This is a genomic window from Mycobacterium sp. ITM-2016-00316, from assembly GCF_002968335.2.
Classification (GTDB): Bacteria; Actinomycetota; Actinomycetes; order Mycobacteriales; family Mycobacteriaceae; genus Mycobacterium.
Window position 1 is genome coordinate 5027469 of the sequence record NZ_CP134398.1, and the last position, 17527, is coordinate 5044995.

The 17527-nt window shown below is 67.2% G+C and carries 20 protein-coding genes; 10 read left to right on the top strand and 10 right to left on the bottom strand.

Annotation, left to right across the window (positions count from 1 at the left end; genetic code table 11):
• Position 1 precedes the first annotated feature (1 nt).
• The 4 genes from C6A86_RS24225 (at position 2) to C6A86_RS24240 (ending at position 4652) form a co-directional block, all read left to right on the top strand.
• Positions 2–1213, top strand: a complete 1212-nt coding sequence (locus C6A86_RS24225; RefSeq protein WP_105363074.1) for a DUF6986 family protein — start codon at positions 2–4, stop codon at positions 1211–1213.
• Positions 1210–2172 carry an allantoicase gene (alc, locus tag C6A86_RS24230; RefSeq protein WP_105363075.1) on the top strand — a complete coding sequence of 321 codons (963 nt, stop codon included), beginning with the start codon at positions 1210–1212 and terminating at the stop codon, positions 2170–2172. The genes C6A86_RS24225 and alc overlap by 4 nt, the downstream gene beginning before the upstream one ends.
• Entirely contained in the window at positions 2169–3077 is a 909-nt protein-coding gene (gene puuE / locus C6A86_RS24235) for an allantoinase PuuE (protein ID WP_105363076.1), read from the top strand. The genes alc and puuE overlap by 4 nt, the downstream gene beginning before the upstream one ends.
• Positions 3078–3344: 267 nt before the next feature.
• Positions 3345–4652: an HNH endonuclease signature motif containing protein gene (locus tag C6A86_RS24240; RefSeq protein WP_105363077.1), complete on the top strand. Its 1308-nt coding sequence runs from the start codon at positions 3345–3347 to the stop codon at positions 4650–4652.
• A gap of 96 nt (positions 4653–4748) precedes the next feature.
• On the opposite strand, the gene C6A86_RS24245 is transcribed toward C6A86_RS24240, so the two are convergent.
• The 6 genes from C6A86_RS24245 to C6A86_RS24270 all read right to left on the bottom strand — a co-directional run bounded on the left by C6A86_RS24245 (position 4749) and on the right by C6A86_RS24270 (position 9916).
• Positions 4749–5465: an aspartate/glutamate racemase family protein gene (locus C6A86_RS24245; protein ID WP_105363078.1), complete on the bottom strand. Its 717-nt coding sequence runs from the start codon at positions 5463–5465 to the stop codon at positions 4749–4751.
• Positions 5462–7009 (bottom strand): NCS1 family nucleobase:cation symporter-1, encoded by a 1548-nt coding sequence (locus C6A86_RS24250; RefSeq protein WP_311100902.1) that lies wholly within the window; start codon positions 7007–7009, stop codon positions 5462–5464. The genes C6A86_RS24245 and C6A86_RS24250 overlap by 4 nt, the downstream gene beginning before the upstream one ends.
• Before the next feature lie 79 nt (positions 7010–7088).
• Positions 7089–7787, bottom strand: a complete 699-nt coding sequence (locus C6A86_RS24255) for a GntR family transcriptional regulator (RefSeq protein WP_105361571.1) — start codon at positions 7785–7787, stop codon at positions 7089–7091.
• A 53-nt stretch (positions 7788–7840) separates the two neighbouring features.
• Positions 7841–8278: an SRPBCC family protein gene (locus C6A86_RS24260; protein ID WP_105361570.1), complete on the bottom strand. Its 438-nt coding sequence runs from the start codon at positions 8276–8278 to the stop codon at positions 7841–7843.
• Positions 8279–8369: 91 nt separating this feature from the next.
• A complete protein-coding gene (locus C6A86_RS24265; RefSeq protein WP_105361569.1) occupies positions 8370–9479 on the bottom strand; it encodes a CaiB/BaiF CoA-transferase family protein in 1110 nt (369 codons plus the stop codon).
• Entirely contained in the window at positions 9476–9916 is a 441-nt protein-coding gene (locus C6A86_RS24270) for an SRPBCC family protein (RefSeq protein ID WP_105361568.1), read from the bottom strand. The genes C6A86_RS24265 and C6A86_RS24270 overlap by 4 nt, the downstream gene beginning before the upstream one ends.
• Before the next feature lie 56 nt (positions 9917–9972).
• Here C6A86_RS24270 and zwf point away from each other — a divergent pair, with 56 nt between their 5' ends.
• From zwf to C6A86_RS24285, 3 genes are read left to right on the top strand one after another with little or no spacing between them, the layout of a single operon-like run.
• The gene (gene zwf, locus C6A86_RS24275) at positions 9973–11469 is read left to right on the top strand and encodes a glucose-6-phosphate dehydrogenase (RefSeq protein ID WP_311100903.1); all 1497 of its coding nucleotides are present in this window, start codon (positions 9973–9975) and stop codon (positions 11467–11469) included.
• A 10-nt stretch (positions 11470–11479) separates the two neighbouring features.
• A complete protein-coding gene (locus C6A86_RS24280; protein WP_105364864.1) occupies positions 11480–11821 on the top strand; it encodes a UBP-type zinc finger domain-containing protein in 342 nt (113 codons plus the stop codon).
• 53 nt (positions 11822–11874) lie between these two features.
• Entirely contained in the window at positions 11875–12030 is a 156-nt protein-coding gene (locus tag C6A86_RS24285; protein WP_168143342.1) for a hypothetical protein, read from the top strand.
• Here the strand turns inward: C6A86_RS24285 and C6A86_RS24290 are convergent.
• Positions 12027–13592 carry an NAD(P)/FAD-dependent oxidoreductase gene (locus C6A86_RS24290; RefSeq protein ID WP_105364863.1) on the bottom strand — a complete coding sequence of 522 codons (1566 nt, stop codon included), beginning with the start codon at positions 13590–13592 and terminating at the stop codon, positions 12027–12029. The genes C6A86_RS24285 and C6A86_RS24290 overlap by 4 nt on opposite strands.
• A gap of 46 nt (positions 13593–13638) precedes the next feature.
• Positions 13639–14244 (bottom strand): TetR/AcrR family transcriptional regulator, encoded by a 606-nt coding sequence (locus C6A86_RS24295; RefSeq protein ID WP_105364862.1) that lies wholly within the window; start codon positions 14242–14244, stop codon positions 13639–13641.
• A gap of 100 nt (positions 14245–14344) precedes the next feature.
• On the opposite strand from C6A86_RS24295, the gene C6A86_RS24300 reads away from it, so the two are divergent.
• Genes C6A86_RS24300 through C6A86_RS24310 form a run of 3 tightly spaced genes read left to right on the top strand, consistent with a single transcriptional unit; the run spans position 14345 to position 16193 of the window.
• Positions 14345–14803 (top strand): ester cyclase, encoded by a 459-nt coding sequence (locus tag C6A86_RS24300; RefSeq protein ID WP_105364861.1) that lies wholly within the window; start codon positions 14345–14347, stop codon positions 14801–14803.
• A complete protein-coding gene (locus C6A86_RS24305) occupies positions 14800–15423 on the top strand; it encodes a TetR/AcrR family transcriptional regulator (protein WP_105364860.1) in 624 nt (207 codons plus the stop codon). Before C6A86_RS24300 ends, C6A86_RS24305 begins: the two co-directional genes overlap by 4 nt.
• Positions 15420–16193, top strand: a complete 774-nt coding sequence (locus tag C6A86_RS24310) for an MBL fold metallo-hydrolase (RefSeq protein WP_105364859.1) — start codon at positions 15420–15422, stop codon at positions 16191–16193. The genes C6A86_RS24305 and C6A86_RS24310 overlap by 4 nt, the downstream gene beginning before the upstream one ends.
• Position 16194: 1 nt before the next feature.
• Here the strand turns inward: C6A86_RS24310 and C6A86_RS24315 are convergent, their stop codons facing one another.
• Positions 16195–16779: a TetR/AcrR family transcriptional regulator gene (locus C6A86_RS24315; protein WP_105364858.1), complete on the bottom strand. Its 585-nt coding sequence runs from the start codon at positions 16777–16779 to the stop codon at positions 16195–16197.
• A 19-nt stretch (positions 16780–16798) separates the two neighbouring features.
• Entirely contained in the window at positions 16799–17389 is a 591-nt protein-coding gene (locus tag C6A86_RS24320; RefSeq protein WP_396834213.1) for a YdcF family protein, read from the bottom strand.
• Between the last annotated feature and the right edge of the window lie 138 nt (positions 17390–17527).

Sequence of the window (17527 nt, forward strand, 5' to 3'; positions counted from 1 at the left end):
GATGCCCACTGTGCGCCGAGTCCCCGAGGACACGCTCACACGTCTCGACGCCCTGCTCGAGGGTGTCGACGCCGCGCTGGCCGCCCGCTACCCCGGGGACCGCGCCGGCAGCCAGCCGGTGCACACCGTGTACACCAGCGCGGCGGACGCCGGCCCGGCCACCGTCATCGAGTGGGGCGCACACGCGCTCGAACTGCTGGACCGCTACCCCGAGGTGTTCGCCGAGCTCGGGGATGCGACCACCCTGGCGATGGTCAGGGACCGGCTGCGCACCGCACCCATCGCGGATCTGCGGCTGGATTTCGAGGACGGTTACGGGCGGCGCGCCGAGGACGCCGAGGATGCCGACGCGGTGCGGGCCGGAGACACCCTGCGTGCGCTGGCGGTGGACAGCTCCGGGATCCGGATCAAGGGCTTGACCGCCGCGGACCGGCGACGCTCGGTGCGCACCCTGGAACTGGTGCTCGACGGCGGCGTCCCACCGGGTTTCGTGTTCACCGTGCCGAAACTGCGTGCGGCCGAACAGGTCACTGCCACGGTCTGGCTATGCGAGGCCTTGGAGCAGGGGCACGGTCTGCCCGCGGGCACCCTCCAGTTCGAGTTGCAGATCGAGAGCCCGCAGGCGGTCATCGGACCCGACGGCACCGCGACAGTGGCCCGGGCCATCGATCTTGCCGACGGCCGATGCAGCGGGTTGCACTATGGCACCTACGACTACAGCGCGGCCTGCGGTATCGCACCGCAGCAGCAGTCCCTGGACCATCCCATCGCCGACCACGCCAAGGCCGTCATGCAGACCGCCGCCGCCCAGACCGGGGTGTGGATCGCCGACGGATCCACCCAGGTGTTCCCGGTCGGCTCCGACGATGAGGTGGTGGCCGCTATCCGCAGACATCACCGATTGGTGACCCGGTCCCTGGAACGCGGTTACTACCAGGGCTGGGATATGCACGCCGGGCATCTGGTGACCCGATGGCTGGCCACCTTCACCTTCTTCCGCGCCGCCGTCGCTGCGGCCGCACCCCGGCTGCAGGCCTACCTGGACCGCCGGGGCGGCGCCATCGTCGATGAGCCCGCCACCGCGGAGGCGCTGTCGACGGTCGTCCTGCGCGGACTGGACTGCGGCGCGTTCGATGCCGACGACGTCGCGACCCTGGCCCCCGCGGCCACCATCGATGTACTACGAAAGCTCAAGGACCGGAAGCTGATATGACCGAATCTCTCCCCGACTTCACCTGGCTGCCGGATCTGGCGCTGCGTACTCTCGGCGGCGCCGTCGTCTGGGCGAATGACGAGTCGTTCGCCGAGAAGGAAAACCTGATCTCGCAGGGACCGTCGACGTACCGGCCAGCCTCGTTCGGGCACAAGGGCCAGGTGTATGACGGGTGGGAGACCCGGCGCCGCCGCGAAACCGGCCATGACACCGCGATCGTTCGGCTCGGGGTGCCCGGAGTGATCCGCGGCGTGGTCGTGGACACCGCATGGTTCAAGGGCAACTACCCACCCGCCATCTCGTTGGACGCGCTCGAGGTCGACGGCTACCCCACCGCCGAACAGCTGGCCGCCGACGAGAACTGGACCCCACTGATCGAACGCAGCCGGGCCTACGGGGACACCCGCAACAACTTCGAGGTCAACTCCGAAAACCGGTGGACCCATGTGCGACTCAACATCTACCCCGACGGCGGGGTGGCGCGGCTGCGGGTGCACGGGGAAGGCCTGCCGGACAAGCGCTTCTTCGGTGTCGGCCCGCTGGACCTCGCCGCGCTGGAGAACGGGGGCCTGGTCCTGGACTGCTCCAACAGGTTCTACAGTTCCCCGCAGAACCTGATCTTCCCCGGCTACGCCCAGGTGATGGGCGACGGCTGGGAGACCGCACGCCGCCGCGATGACGCCAACGACTGGGTGCGGTTCCGGCTGGCCGGTCCCGGCCGCATCAATCTGGCCGAGATCGACACCTCGTATTTCATCGGCAACTCCCCAGGCTCGGCCGCGCTCACCGGGTTCCGCGCCAACGGTGACCGGGTGGAATTGTTGCCACGCACCGATCTGCTGCCCGATACCCGGCACAAGTTCCTCATCGACGCCGACGACGTGCTCACCGAGGTACGGCTGGACATCTACCCGGACGGCGGGCTGGCGCGGCTGCGGCTGTACGGGGAGCTGGCGTGACGTATCCCCGCGACCTGATCGGGTACGGGCGCCATACCCCGGATCCGCGGTGGCCCGGCGGCGCCGCGATCGCCGTGCAGTTCGTGCTGAATTACGAAGAGGGCGCAGAGAACTCGATCCTGGATGGCGATCCCGCGTCAGAGACGTTCCTGTCCGAGATCACCCCGGCCGAAGCGTTCGGCAACCGGCACATGAGCATGGAATCGATGTACGAGTACGGCTCACGTGCAGGGCTGTGGCGGATCCTGCGGATCTTCGAGCAGCGCGGCCTGCCACTCACGATCTTCGCGGTGTCACGTGCCATGCAGCGCAATCCCGAAGCGGTGGCGGCGTTCTCGGAGCTGGGCCACGAGATCGCCTGTCATGGGCTGCGCTGGAAGTCCTATCAGCTGATCGGCGAGGACACCGAACGCGCCCATATGGCCGAGGCCATACAGATCCTGACCGAACTGACCGGCTCGGCGCCGCTGGGCTGGTACACCGGCCGGGATTCCCCGCACACCCGCGAGCTGGTGGTGGAGCACGGCGGGTTCGCCTATGACTCGGATTCCTATGCCGACGACCTGCCGTACTGGGTAAAGGTGCGCGACACCGATCATCTGGTGGTGCCCTACACCCTGGACACCAACGATATGCGGTTCTCGTCGCCGGCCGGGTTCGCCAATGGTGACGAGTTCTATGCGCACCTGCGCGATGCCTTCGACGTGCTCTACGCCGAAGGTGTTGCCGGACAGGCGAAGATGTTGTCCGTGGGTCTGCACTGCCGGCTGGTCGGCCGGCCCGCCCGGGCCGCGGCGCTGCAGCGGTTCCTGGACCACGTGCAGTCACACGATCGGGTGTGGGTGGCACGGCGCATCGAGATCGCCGAGCACTGGCGGGCGGTTCATCCGGCGCCGGTCGCGTAGCTCGGACTTGTCGTACGGCGCATGAGCACCGCGGTCGGCCCTCAGCCTTCACAGTGTCACCGATGTCCCGATGCAGAACCCTTGCGCGGGGCCTTGATGCGGCGTAGCATCGAACACAAGTTCGAATGCGACGTTGCTCCCATCACCACCCGGTGAGCACAGACCGCGACCCCGGTCGCCGCGAGGTTCGATGCCCCTTTCGGGCTGTGCGGACCGTTGTGACTGATCGTGCCCCGTTGGGCACCTTCTGTGAAAGTCGGTATCCCTATGGACGCCACTCATCTCGACACGTTCATTGATGCGTTGATTGATGACCTCACCCCGGTGCCTGCAGCCGGGGACGACGCTGATCGCACGCTGTTTCATCTGCTCGACGCTCCGCGCCGGATCGTTGATGAACCACCCTTGCTCGCGGTGTTGGCGGCCGCGGTGACCGTGCGCAATCTGGTCGATCATGTGATCGCCCAGGCGGTTGCGGCCGCGGAGCGGGCCGGGATCCCGGCGCGCAAGCACCTGCGTACGGGCGCCGATCTGCTCACCAGTTGCGGCATGGCTCCCGGTGCGGCGTACCGCGCGGCGCGGGTGGGCCGGGCGGCGCACACCCTGCCGGCCTTGACCCGGGCCCAGCGCCTGGGTGGGGTCGGTATCGAGTTCGCCGACGCCATCGGCAAAGGAGTCGCCCACATCCACAATCGAGTGGCGTTGTCCGAGGAAGACCGGGCGGGCGTGGTGACGACGCTGATGATCCAGACCACCCCCACGGGGGTGGCCAAGAAGGCCCGCGAGATCGCCATCGCCAGAACCGCCGCCGCTCCGCTCGACGACGGGGCGGTGCCGGTCGCCGAAAACACCGACCTCAACGACATGACCCTGACGCAGACCGACGACGGACGGGTCGCGGCCAGCCTGGATCTCGACGCGCTCACCGCGGAGGAACTGCTCGCCGCGCTGGACCCGCTGTGCCGGCCCATCCCGCTACCGGACGGGTCACCGGACCCCCGCCCGACCGGGCGCCGACGCGCGGATGCGTTCGGGCAGATCATGCGCACCTACCTGTCGAGTTCGCAGCGCCCGATGAGCGGTGGTGTGCTCCCGCACGTCACCCTCACCCGCCCCACCCCGGTGGGCGTGGACTACCTGGGGTTCGGCGGGCCCGTCAGCACCCGCACCGCCGACCTCATCATGTGCGACAGCACCCTGACCGCGGTGATCGTCGACGCCGCCGGCGCCCCGCTGGACGTGGGGCGCGCCGAGCGACTGTTCACACCCGCCATCCGGAAAGGGTTGGCGGTCCGCGATGGGGGCTGCGCACACCCCGGGTGCGGGCGGCCGGTGTCGTGGTGCGACGCCCACCACATCACCCCGTGGGCAAGCGGCGGGCACACCAGCATCGACAACGGGGTGCTGCTGTGCCGACTGCACCACACCGCGATCCACCACGGCGGCTGGCAGGTCTACCTCGGCCCCGACCGCCACCCCTGGTTCATCCCGCCCCACGACCCGGCCGAACCAGAACCGGCGCATCTACGCTCCCACGCCCGACGCACCATGACCGACCTACCCACCGCCGCATAACCAAACCCGCACGGCACCTTGACAACTCCACAGAGAACACCGCCCGCACAGCGGGTCCGGCGGAGAGCAACACGCCGCCGGACCCGCCACGACGGATTAGGCTTTGTCGACGTAATCCTTGGCCGGCGGCGGGGCGAACTCCCCGCGCTTACCGGTACGCAGACCCATCGTCACCAGCGACTGCACGATCAGCGTCGCGGCGCTGACACCGTCGACCACGGGCACACCGATCTCCTCGGAGATGTGCCTGCACATATCGGCCATCCCCGCACAACCCAGCACCACCGCATCGGAGCGGTCCTGCTCGATGGCTTCCCGACAAGCCTCGGTCACCATTTTCAGTGCCATCGGATCGGACTCCAGGTCCAACACCGGGATATCGCAGGCGTGGATACCCAGGCAGAACCGTTGCATCCCATAACGTTCCGCGAGATCGGCGGCGCGGCCCATGGTGCGCCCCAGCGTCGTCACGACGCTGAACCCGCGGCCCAGGTGGCTCGCGGTCTGCATGGCGGCCTCGGCGATACCGATCACCGGCCCGGTGGCCAGTTCCCGCGCGGCGTCCAGGCCTGGATCCCCGAAACAGGCGATGACATAACCGTCGACGCCCTCGGCCTCACCGCGCTGGATCGCCGCCAGCAGGCCGGGCACACTCATCGCCTCGTCGTAGTGACTCTCGATGGATGGCGGCCCGAACTCGGAGGTTACGCCGGTGACATCCACCCCCTGAGCCGCCACCGCCCGGGCGCAGACCTCGATCGTCGAGGTCATTGCCCGGGTGGTGTTCGGGTTGATCACCCAAATACGCGTCACGACACCGATTCTGCCACCAGGACGTCCCGCTTGCCCCACAGGTAGTAGATCGCGAAGCCGACTCCGCAACCGATGAACCAGCTGTACTGGGCAGCGGCAGCCATGCCCGCCACGGAACCACCGAGCAGCACCGGGATCATGGCCAAGATGGCGCCGATGACGGTCGCGACGACGGCCACTTTGTTGTATCCCTTGGTGTACCAGTATTTTCCGGACTCATCCATGGTGAACAGATCATCCAGCACCACCTTCTGCTTGCGGATCAGGTAGTAGTCGGCGATCAGCACACCGAACAGCGGGCCGATGAAGGCGCCCAGTGTCTCCAGTGTGTAGTGGATGACCTCGGGGTTGTTGTACAGGTTCCACGGTGTGATGAGCACCGACCCGACGGCGGCGATCATGCCGCCGGCGCGCCAGCTGATGCGCTGCGGGCTGACGTTGGAGAAGTCGAACGCCGGGGAGATGAAGTTGGCGACGATGTTGATACCGATGGTGGCGATGGCGAAGGTCAACGCGCCCAACACGATCGCGAAGGTGCTATCGATGCGGGCCACCGTCTCGACCGGGTCGGTGATGAGCTCACCGAACACCGGCAGGGTCAGCGATGCGGTGACGACCACCAGCACCGAGAAGACCAGGAAGTTGACCGGCAGGCCGAGGAAGTTGCCCTTCTTGACGGCCGCGAACGACTTGCCGTAGCGGGAGAAGTCGCCGAAGTTGAGCATCGGGCCAGAGAAGTAGGAGACCACCAGGGCGATGGCGCCCAGCATCACCGGAACCGATGACCAGCCGGTGTAAGTGACCCCGCCGAGGTTCAGGTCGATGGCGGCCCAACCGGCCTTGTAGATCAGGTAACCACAGAGCATGAACATGACGACGTAGACGGCGGGCCCGCAGAAGTCGATGAACTTGCGGATCGACTCCATACCGCGCCAGAACACGCAGGCCTGCAACACCCACAACAGCAGGAAGCTACCCCAGCCCAGCAGCGACAACCCGGCGAAGCCGTAATCCGCGACCACCGCGTAGGGGGCCAGGCCGGGAAAGAGTTTGATCAGCACGATGTCCAGTGCCGCCGACGCCAGGAAGGTCTGGATGCCGTACCAGGCCACCGCGATCAAACCGCGGATGATGGCCGGGATATTGGCGCCCAGCACGCCGAAGACGGTGCGGCAGATCACCGGATACGGCACCCCGGTCGCCTGGCTGGGCTTTGCCACCAGGTTGCAGAAGAAGTACACGATGCTGATGCCGACCAGCAGCGCGATCAGTACCTGCCAGCTGGCCAGGCCGAGGGCGAAAAGGCTGCCCGCGGTGACATAGCCGCCGACGCTGTGCACATCGGACATCCAGAACGCGAAGATGTTGTAGGACGTCCAGGTCTGCTTGCCCAGCGGGGCGAGATCCTCGTTCGTCAGGCGGGGGTCGTAGCCGGGCTTGATGACGCCGCCGCCGACCGGATGGCCGGCGGCTTCGACGATGTCACCAGCACCGACAACGGCTCCCGGGGGCGCGTCATGCGGAGGTACAACGGTATCGGTCATGGTTGCCGACTATGGGACCGGATTGTTTCCCCACCGTTTCGGCGGACTTATCGGTCCGTTGCACGGGAAATATATTCGCTCACGCCAGCAGGCCGGTGTCGCGCGGCAAGGTGGCGATGACGGCGTTGAGGCGAGCGGCATGCTGTTCGGAGATGGCCAGCAGCGCATCGACGTCGCCGGCCAGGAATGCCTCCAGCATGGCGCGGTGATCGGCGTGCAGATCAGCCCGATCGGCGGGACTGACATGCACCATCGACTGCACCGGTTCGGTGACGTTCCAGGCGGCCTCCAGCATGTGCAGCAGCCGGTGCATCCGCGAGGGCCCGGTCAGCGCGGCATGAAACTGCCTGCTGCCGCGATGATATGCGGCCGCATCCCCGTCCCGAATGGCCTGTTCCAGGAGCTGGTTGGCGATCACCGCGGTGGCGCGATCGGTGTCGGTGGCGTTATGCACCGCTGCGGCCAGCGATGCCGCTTCCAATGTCTCACGCACGATGTACATCTCGCGCAGTTCCTGCGCGGTCAGCAGCGCGACGGTGTAGCCACCGTTGCGGCGGTGCGAGATCAGCCCCTCGGCGACAAGGGTCTTCAGCGCCTCGCGGATCGGGATCTGACTCACCCCGAAGATTTCGGCGACCTCGGCCAGCGGGATCTGCGTGCCCGGCGGGACGCCGCCGTCCAGGATGGCGCGCCGCAGTTCGCCGAGCACACCGTCCTGGGAGGTGCCTGCCCGTTCGGCGACCAGGCATTCGAGCAGAACCGAGCGCCGCACCCCCATCGGCTGAGATTAGGCCGGTCGTGTTGCGCCGCTGTTTCGGCGCCGTTAGGCGCTCAGCCGTGGAAGCGGGTGACCCGGGTGCGAAGCCGGTCCACGGCCGCGTCAAGCACCATCGCCTTGGCCCTGCGCAACAGGAACTCCGGGATCGGCGCGACCAGATCGATGAAGAGGTCGAACTGGACTCGGGTGCGGTCACCCTCACGGATCAGCTTGTACTCGCCGTGCTGGCCGCGCTGCTGGAAGGTGTCCTGGGCGTCCCAGACCATCCAGTCGTCGCCCCAGTGGTACTCCAGCATCTCCTTTTCGGTGATCCCCATGATCTTCACCGTCGCCCTGACGTGATGGGGCCTGCCGTCGGGATGGCGGTCCACCACCTCCGCGGACCGGTGCAGGGTGGACCAGGTCGGCACCTCGTCGATGTCGGCGAGCGCATCAAGGATCGCCTCCGGCGAGGCGTCGAAGAGGATTTCTCTCGACGCTCTGACAGCCATCAGGCAAATATAAGACTGCCCTTAGATTGACGCAAGGATTTCGACTAACTGGGCGTTGCTAATTTACGCCGCCGACGGCAGCAAATCGGTCTCACCAGCCGACCTGGTCAAGCGCCGTGGTCTGCTGCGGGGGTCGGCCGATCGGCCCGGCCGGGGTGCGGGAGAAGCGCGGCGCCGGCGCGGCCTGACGCACCCCGTGCTCGTCGACCAGCGTGTCCCTGGCCAGCAGGTGCTCGCTCTCGGCGGCCTCGGCCCAGTTCAGCACCGGGGTGACGCAGGCATCGGTGCCCGCGAAGATCGCCGTCCACTGCGCCCGGGTGCGCGCGGCGAACCGGGCCTCGAACATCGCACGCATGGCTGGCCAGCGGTCCCGGTCGAACTGGGCGGGCACCTCCGCAGCGTCCACACCGAGTCCGGCGAGCAGTGCCGCGAAGAACTGCGGCTCGATGGAACCCACCGCCATGTGCCCACCGTCGGAGGTCTCGTAGACCCGGTAGAACGGGGCACCACCGTCGAGCAGGAACGACTCGCGTTGATCGGCAAGCGAACCCGTCGCCTTCATCGTCCACATCATCTGCGCCAGCATGCTGACCCCGTCGACCATGGCGGCGTCGATCACCTGCCCGACACCGGATTTCTCGCGCTCGAACAGGGCGGTCACGATACCGACCAGCACCAGCATCGAACCGCCGCCGAAATCGGCGACCAGGTTCAGCGGCGCGACCGGTGGCCGGTCCCGGTAACCGATGGCGCTCAGCACCCCGGTCTGCGACAGATAGTTGATGTCGTGCCCCGCGGTCTGTGCCAGCGGGCCGTCCTGCCCCCAGCCGGTGATGCGCGCGAAGATCAGCCGCGGGTTGACCGCGGCGCAGTCCTGAGGCCCGATTCCGAGCCGTTCGCAGGTGCCGGGCCGGAAACAGTCCAGCAGCACGTCGGCCTTCGCGGCGAGGGCGAGCAGCTTCCCGGGTTCGTTCTTGACGTCCAGGTCGACGATCCGCTTGCCGCGGTGCAGCAGGTCGGCGTTCTCGGCCGGCATCTGCAGCGGGCGCTTTTTCCCGTCGCTCCGCTCGCCGGGATCGGGACGACGCACGCGCACCACGTCGGCACCGAGGTCGGCCAGCATCATCGCCGCATGCGGCCCGGGCCCGATGCCACCGAGTTCGAGGACCCGGACACCGGCCAGCGGGCCGGACGGCGTCATCCCTTCTTGACCTTCAGCACCTGCTTGCGCAGGCCGCTGGTCGCGACATCGATGGCGCCCTTCATCACCTGCTTGAGCACGAACCCGGGCAGCGGGATCGCCAGGTCGATGGTCATGTCGAACCGGACGCGCGTCTTGTCGCCCTCGGGCGTGAGGGTGTAGCTGCACTCCTGGGATTTCAGCTGACTGGCCTTCACCAGTACCCAGCTGACCTTGTGCTCCTCCCAGGTGTAATCGATGGTCAGCTGGTCGCTGATGCCGACCGTCTTGATGGTCTGGATGACCCGGTGTGGACGGCCCTCGCCGTCGCGGTCCACCACCTCGGCCTTCTGGTACTGGGGTGACCAGCTCGGGGTGGATTCGACGTCGGCGACGACGGCGAAGATCTCCTCGGGGGACGCCTCGATCACCACTTCACGGGAAACGCTGGTTGCCATGGCCTGACAGTAGCGATGTCGTGCAGCGTTAACGTGCGGATGGCAACATCGCCGTCATGGCCGCAGAGAACCCCCAGACCATCGCCTACCCGGCTCCCGGGTCCCGCCCGCACCGTCACGATGACGAGGCGCTCGCCCCACACGTCATCGTGTTGTTCGGGGCGACGGGCGATCTCGCCAAACGCAAGCTGCTGCCCGGGATGGCGCACCTGGTGGAGTCGGCGCTGGCCCCCAAGATCCGGGTGGTCGGCACCTCGCTGGAGGATCTGACTCCCGAGGAGTTCCGCGCGCTGACCAGGGAAGCGGTCAATGCGTTCGGCAATCACAAGCTCACCGATGAGCAGTGGGCCGCGTTCGCCGGTCGCATCACCTACGTCCCACAAGGCGCCGGGCCCGGGGCGCTCGCCGAAGCGGTCGCCGATGCCGAGGCCGAACTCGGGCCCGAAACGCAACGGCTGCATTATCTTTCGGTGCCACCGAAGGCGGCCCGAGCGGTGATCACCATGCTCAAGGACGCCAACCTGGTGGAGCGCTCCCGGGTGGTGATGGAGAAACCGTTCGGCACCGATCTCTCCAGTGCCATCGAGCTCAACGACTTCGTGCACGAGACCTTCCGAGAGCGCCAGATCTTCCGGATCGACCACTTCCTGGGCAAGGAAGCCGCCCAGAATATTCTCGCGTTCCGGTTCGCCAACGGTCTTTTCGAGCCGATCTGGAACCGCAACTTCATCGACCACATCCAGATCGACATCCCCGAGACGCTCGGTCTGGACCAACGGGCGAACTTCTACGAGAGCACCGGAGCGTTCAAGGACATGGTGGTCACCCACCTGTTCCAGGTGATGGCATTCGTGGTGATGGAACCGCCCACCGCGCTGGAACCCCGCGCCATCAGCGAGGAGAAGAACAAGGTCTTCCGCTCGATGCTGCCCATCCAGTGCAGCGACGTGGTGCGCGGCCAGTACGCCGGGTATCGCGAAGAGACTGGTGTGGCAAGGGATTCCGACACCGAGACGTTCATCGCCCTGAAGGTCGGTATCGACAACTGGCGCTGGGCGGGCGTCCCGATCTACCTGCGGACCGGCAAGAAGATGGCCGAGGGTATGCGCATCATCTCGATCGCCTTCAAGGAGGCCCCGCGCACGATGTTCCCGGCGGGCTCCGGTGTCGGATCACAGGGCCCGGACCATCTCACCTTCGATCTGGCCGACGCGTCCAAGGTGTCGCTGTCCTTCTACGGCAAGCGGCCCGGCCCGGGCATGAAGCTGGACAAGATGTCGATGCAGTTCTCCACCCAGGAGACCGCACAACTGGGCGATGTGCTGGAGGCCTACGAGCGCCTCATCCTGGATGCGATGCGCGGTGACCACACCTTGTTCACCACCGCCGAGGGCATCGAATCCCTCTGGGAGCGTTCGGCTCATCTGCTCGACGATCCGCCGCCGGTCAAGCTCTACCAACCCGGCACCTGGGGGCCGAACGCAATCCACCAACTGATCGCCCCCAACGCGTGGCGGCTGCCGTTCGAGCGGGCCTGGCGGGAGAAGAAGTAGACTCGCCCAGGTGGACATCGACCCCGCCAAGCCCCCGAGCGGTACCGGATGTGTGGAGTGCGACGCCGGCGGCGGATGGTGGGTACACCTGCGCCGATGCGCGGCCTGCGGGCACATCGGTTGCTGCGACGATTCGCTGGCCAAACACGCCTCCCAGCACTGGCGTGACACCGGGCATCCCATCATCCGCAGCTTCGAGCCCGGCGAGGACTGGTTCTGGAATTACGCCACCGACGAGTACTACGACGGTCCCGATCTGGCTGCGCCGCAGGCGCACCCGGCCGACCAACCGACGCCGGGACCGCGTGATCGGGTACCCCGGGACTGGATGCGCCAGCTTCAGGGCGGCTGACCCGTTTTGGCGCTGACGGTTTCCGCACCCGACAAAACGGGTACTGCACGTTCGTGAGTGCAGATCCCAAGACCACCGAGTCAGACGCAGGCCCAGAGGGTGCCGAGGACGATGTCCAGAGCGATCCCGCCAAGGGCGCCGGGGACCGGGCGGACTGGTCCGACGAGGGCGGCGCCACCGCCGAAGGCAGCGCGGTCGACGACGCTTAACGCGCCTCGGCCAGTGCCGCCTTGGCGGCGTTGTAGCCCGGGATGAACGTGATGCCCGGCCCGCCGTGACATCCCGCGCTGCCCAGGTACAGTCCGGCGACCGACAGTTCCTGATCACCGTAACCTCTGGGGCCGGGCCGGTTGGGTCCCATCTGTTCGGGGTGGATCAGGCCATGGCAGTAGTCACCGCCCGGTGCCCCGAACATGGTGCCCATGTGCTTCGGGGTGAAGGTGGTGTGCCGGGAGATCAGGCTCTCGAAATCCGGTGCCAGCCTGGTGATCTTGTCAATGACGCGTTGGCCCATCTCGTTCTTCATATCGCCATAGGACGCCTGCGCGGTGTCCTCCACGGGGAACCACAACGAGAATGCCGAGACCGCATGCTTGCCGGGCGGGGCGAGGCTGGGATCCTGCACCGACGGCATCTGCATGGCGATGGCCGGATCGACGGGCACGATACCGCGTCGGCAATCCTCCCACTGCTGCTGCAGTTCCTCGGGTGTGTTGAAAAGACCGATGGCCGACTGCATTTCGGGGTCGTTGAGCATGCCGTACGGATCGGCGAAGGTCGGGATGCCGTCGAGCGCGAAGTGCATCTGCAGATAGCTGCCACGATGGTCGACACGGGTGTAGCGCTCACGGAGCTCGGCGGGCACGGCCGCGGAATCCAGCAGTCCCGTCACGGTGAGGTCGGGAGCCAGCGCCGAGATGACGATCGGCGCCCCGACGGTGGATCCGTCCGCCAACCGCACTCCGGTGACGCGGCCGTCGGCGGTGAGGATCTCCTCGACCTGCGACCGTAGCCGCAGCTCTCCCCCGCCCGCGGTCAGCAGGTCACTCAGATGCGTGGTGAGCGCACCGATTCCGCCGCGCAGCTTCTTCATCAGCACGGCGTTCTCGTCGGGCACGGCCAGCCCGAAGGCCAGCGCTGCCGCACTGCCGGGGGTGGCCGGTCCGCGGTAGGTGGTGTTCACGGCCAGAAAGCTGAGCATGCCGCGCAGCGCGCCGTGCTTCTCGGTGTCGGGCAGATAGCGGTCGAGCACATCGGTGACCGAGCCGAACAGCATGTCGGTGATCGCGGAGCGTTCGAATTCGTTCTGTGCGCAGGCATACATCTCGTCGAGCGTCTTCGCCGGTGTGTCGGCGTCGAAGCGGCCGAGCGCGCGGGTGGGCGCCAGGCTCCACGCCATCAGCCCGGCCATGCCGTTGACCGCCTCGGCGCCGTGCACCTCGTTGAGGTGGGTGAGCAGCTTCATCGGATCGGTGTAGTAGATGACGGGTTCGTCACCGATGCCGCGCAGCGATACCGACATCACGTCGACATCGACGCACGGCAGTGTGTCGAGGCCCAGTTCGCGGCTGACCACGGCCGAGGTCGGGAACTGCAGCGAGCCCGCAATCTCGAACTTGTAGCCGTCGAAAAGCTCTACGGTGGAGGCCATTCCGCCGGCATAAAGCTTGGCGTCCAGGCACAGGGTACGCATCCCGGCGCGTTGCAGCAGGGCGGCGGCGGCCAGGCCGTTGTGGCCCGCGCCGATGACGATCGCGTCGAAATCCGGCATCAGCCCAGGTTCCACCCCGGCCAATGTTTTGTCAATAATGACAAAACTATCCCGTCGGGATAACCCCGGATTCCAGCGAGTCCAGCGCCATCCGGCACAGCCTGGCCAGTTCGGGCAGTGAGCGCTCTTCGGCCAGCATCCACACCTCCATGGCGCCGAACACCGCCGCGGCGATGCAACGGGCGGCAACGGTGACCCGCAGCGCGGCATCGGAGCCCGGCCGCGGCGGATCGTCATGGCGCAGGTGCTCCTCGACGACCTCGGCGAAGGACGCCTCGACCTGCCGGATGTGGCGAACGATGCGGCCCGGGTCGAGCTCGTCGGCGCGCAGCTCGGCGATCTTGGCCACCGCGTCCACGTCGTAGGGCGATTGCAGGATCGCCGAGTGCACCGCCTCGACGATCGGCTCCTGCGGGGAGCGGTTGGCCAGCGCGGTGCGGAACCATTCCAGGCCGGCGTCGTAGTCGACGAACAGCAGATCATGCTTGGACGAGAAGTGCCGGTAGAAGGTCCGCAGCGACACCCCGGCGTCGGCGGCGATCTGTTCGGCCGAGGTGTCCTCCACGCCCTGGGCAAGGAAGCGCACCATGGCCGCCTGGCGGAGCGCGTCGCGCGTGCGCTCACTGCGCGCCGTCTGAGCGGGCCGAACCATCAGCTCAACGTACCGGAGAGGTCGAGGCTCCCCCGTTGACAACGACGATCCCGCGCCACTAACTTGTTGGTCAACAAGCTAGTAGCAATGGAGGAACGCCATGATCACCGAGGAGTTGCGGCAACGCCGACTGGCGGTGATCCGGGAACACATGGACACCGAGGTCACCCACGACTTCGACCAGACCCTGCAAACCTTCAAATCAGCATCACAGGGCCGCCCACACTACGAGATCATGGCCACCGGCCAGGTGTTCGACGGCGATGACGAAGTGATGGGCTACTACCGCACCACCCGGACCGCGTTCCCCGACCAGCGGCACGCCAATGCTCGATTCCACGTCGCCGACGACACCGTCATCGTCGAATTCGATTTGCTGGGGACCAATCTCGGCGAGTTCTACGGGCTCCCACCCACCGGCAAGGAGTTCCGCGTGCCCATCATCGCGGTGTTTTTCTTCGAGGATGAGCGAATCGTCAACGAGCGCATCTACTTCGACTCGGCGAGCCTGGTTCAGCAGATCGGGCGGCCCGAACTACTGGCCTTCGCCGGGGCATGACGGACACCACGAGCCGTCGCACCCAGGAGGAACGCCGCGGTGAGGCCGAGCAGCGGCTCATCCTCGCAGCCGCCGAACTGGTCGGAGAGATCGGGCCCGCCGGGGTGACGCTGGCCAATGTCGGTGAGCGCGCCGGCTACAGCCGCGGCCTGGCCACCCATCATTTCGGGTCCAAGGGCGCGTTGATGCAGCGGCTGGTCGACAGCGTCACCACCCAGTTCAGGGAAGCGGTTCCCCCTGCCGGCGAATCACATTCGGCGCTCGACGAGGGACTCCGGCTGGTCGAGGTGTACATGTCGGTACTGGCCGATCCGCAGCCGGCCAATCGGGCCCGGCTGGCACTGTGGGCGGATGCCGTCGCGAGCGCCTCATCGGATCTGCGCCCAGCGATGATCGCCGCCGACCGGGAGTTCCGGGCGGCCATCGCCGACAGCCTGCAACGCGGCATCGACAACGGCGAACTCACCTCCTCGGTACACCCTGAGGGACTGGCCACCGTGATCGTCGGTATGTTGCGCGGCGTCGCACTGCAGACACTGCTCGACGGCGACGTCGATCTGGCGGCCTGCCACAAGGAGATCCACGCCCTGCTGGCGGCGCGACTGGAGGATGCGCGATGAAGGTCCATCACCTCAATTGCGGCAGCATGCGGGTACCGACGGCCCCGCTGGTATGCCACGTACTACTGGTGGAGAGCGCCGACGGGCTGGTGCTCGTCGACTCCGGCTTCGGTCTGCTCGACTGCGCCGGCCCACGGCAACGCCTCGGCCCGTTGCGGCACAGCCTGTTTCCGGTTCTGGACGCCGCGGAGACTGCCGCGCGGCAGATCGAGAAGCTGGGGTTCCGCCGTGACGATGTGCGTCATATCGTGTTGACCCACTTCGATCTCGACCACATCGGCGGGCTTGCCGACTTCCCGGCCGCGCTGGTGCACGTCACCGCCGCCGAGGCCCAGGGTGCGGTGCACGCGCCGTCCTGGCGTGAACGCATCCGCTATCGCAGCATCCAATGGGAACACGGCCCGCGGCTTGTCGAACACGGACCCGGCGGCGAGAGTTGGCGCGGATTCGCTTCGGCAACAGAGCTTCTCGACGGTGTCGTGCTGGTGCCGCTGCCCGGGCACACCCGCGGACACGCGTGCGTGGCGGTCGACGCCGGCCACCGCTGGATACTGCACGCCGGCGACTCGTTCTATCACCACGGCACCCTCGACGGGCGACCGATTCCGCGGGTGCTGTCCGCCAGCGAGAGCATGCTCGCCTTCGACAGGAAGCTGGTGCGCGCGAACCACACCCGGCTGGCCGAATTGGCGGCCGCCGGCGGCCCGGAGCTGATGGTGATCAGCGCGCACGACCCGCAGTTGTACGAGCGGGCCCGCGCGACGGCCTGATTCAGCGCGGGGCGAACAGCGCGATGGTCGCGTCGACGGCTTCCTCGGTGATATCGCTCATCTTCCCGCCGTTCTCGACGGTGATGGCGGTGAGTTCGCGCAGGCCGCCGAGCAGCATGATGATCCGCTGCCGCGACACCGGGCCGATCCCGGCGGCGCGGAACTGTGCGCTGTCCATCAGTGCGGTGACCATGTCGACAAAATGCTCCATGGACTCCCGGGTGAGCTCGCGGCCCGCCGCCCCGAGCGAGGGGCCGTCACGGATCCAGCTCAGGGTGAGGTCGGGCCGGGACTCTCCCGAGGCGATCCACGCCTCGATGGCCTGGCGGGCCTGCTGCTGCCAGGGCGCCTCAGGGTCGACGGCACCGGCGATGGACCGGACCTGTTCGGCGTTGGCCTCGGCGAGCAGCGCCATGAAGCATTCGTCCTTGCTGGAGAAGTGCTCATAGAACGTCCGGCGCGAGGTCCGGGCCCGGCGCACGATGTCCGCGATCGTCGTCTTGGCGTAGCCGTCCTCGGCGATCGAGGCCTCGAACGCCGCCAGCAGGCGGGCCCGGAAGTCCCCGGTGGCAGCGTCCGTCGTCACCCGGCCACCTTAGAACGGCTCAGCCGATGGGGGTCAGCGGGCTGAGCACGTCGCGGATGAACTGGGTGATGTTGGTCTGCGGATTGCCGTCCGGGAAGCTGACGGTGGCCAGCATGTTGCCGCCCGCGTCGGCGAAGTTGCCGTCGGCGCGACCCTGATGGGTCGAGGACGTCACCAGGATGATCCCCGTGGTGTCGGCCTTCTCGGCCAGCGGTACCGAGAACTGGGCGTTTTGGACCGTGCTGTTGGCCTTGTCCTCGACGATGATCCGGTTCGCCGGGAAACCGAGCAGGCGCAGCAGGTTGCGCATCTCGCCGGCCTCCGTGCGACCGTTCTTCGGGTTGCCACCGGTGACGATGATCGGGGACTGCGGAAAGGCCTGTGCGACGGCCAGTCCGGTCAACACCCGGGTGTAGAGGATCGGGCGCATCCAACCGTCGGGGGTGAGCCCGTAGCCCAGGATCACGATGGCGGGCTTGGTGAAATCCTTGCCCGCGGGCTGGGCGGCGGCGTGCGGCGCCGCCGCGCACGCGAACGCCAAGGCGACGAGCACGGCGCCGATGACGGCCTTCAGACGACTGCGCTTTTCATCCCCGAATGAGTGCGACACGTGAACTTGATCGTGATCAGTGGGGCGAATGTTACGGAACTGACAATTAGGCATCCGGTCGCACCGGCAGGAGCGTCAGCGCCGGTCAGGTATCGTCGTTAACACGTCGGTAATATTGCCGGCCCTCAGGGCAGACCA

Coding starts and splice junctions, on each gene's coding strand:
- C6A86_RS24225 (WP_105363074.1), top strand. CDS start 2: ATGCCCACTGTGCGCCGAGTCCCCGAGGACACGCTCACACGTCTCGAC.
- alc (WP_105363075.1), top strand. CDS start 1,210: ATGACCGAATCTCTCCCCGACTTCACCTGGCTGCCGGATCTGGCGCTG.
- C6A86_RS24240 (WP_105363077.1), top strand. CDS start 3,345: ATGGACGCCACTCATCTCGACACGTTCATTGATGCGTTGATTGATGAC.
- C6A86_RS24250 (WP_311100902.1), bottom strand. CDS start 7,009: ATGACCGATACCGTTGTACCTCCGCATGACGCGCCCCCGGGAGCCGTT.
- C6A86_RS24255 (WP_105361571.1), bottom strand. CDS start 7,787: ATGGGGGTGCGGCGCTCGGTTCTGCTCGAATGCCTGGTCGCCGAACGG.
- C6A86_RS24260 (WP_105361570.1), bottom strand. CDS start 8,278: ATGGCTGTCAGAGCGTCGAGAGAAATCCTCTTCGACGCCTCGCCGGAG.
- C6A86_RS24265 (WP_105361569.1), bottom strand. CDS start 9,479: ATGACGCCGTCCGGCCCGCTGGCCGGTGTCCGGGTCCTCGAACTCGGT.
- C6A86_RS24270 (WP_105361568.1), bottom strand. CDS start 9,916: ATGGCAACCAGCGTTTCCCGTGAAGTGGTGATCGAGGCGTCCCCCGAG.
- zwf (WP_311100903.1), top strand. CDS start 9,973: ATGGCCGCAGAGAACCCCCAGACCATCGCCTACCCGGCTCCCGGGTCC.
- C6A86_RS24290 (WP_105364863.1), bottom strand. CDS start 13,592: ATGCCGGATTTCGACGCGATCGTCATCGGCGCGGGCCACAACGGCCTG.
- C6A86_RS24295 (WP_105364862.1), bottom strand. CDS start 14,244: ATGGTTCGGCCCGCTCAGACGGCGCGCAGTGAGCGCACGCGCGACGCG.
- C6A86_RS24300 (WP_105364861.1), top strand. CDS start 14,345: ATGATCACCGAGGAGTTGCGGCAACGCCGACTGGCGGTGATCCGGGAA.
- C6A86_RS24305 (WP_105364860.1), top strand. CDS start 14,800: ATGACGGACACCACGAGCCGTCGCACCCAGGAGGAACGCCGCGGTGAG.
- C6A86_RS24310 (WP_105364859.1), top strand. CDS start 15,420: ATGAAGGTCCATCACCTCAATTGCGGCAGCATGCGGGTACCGACGGCC.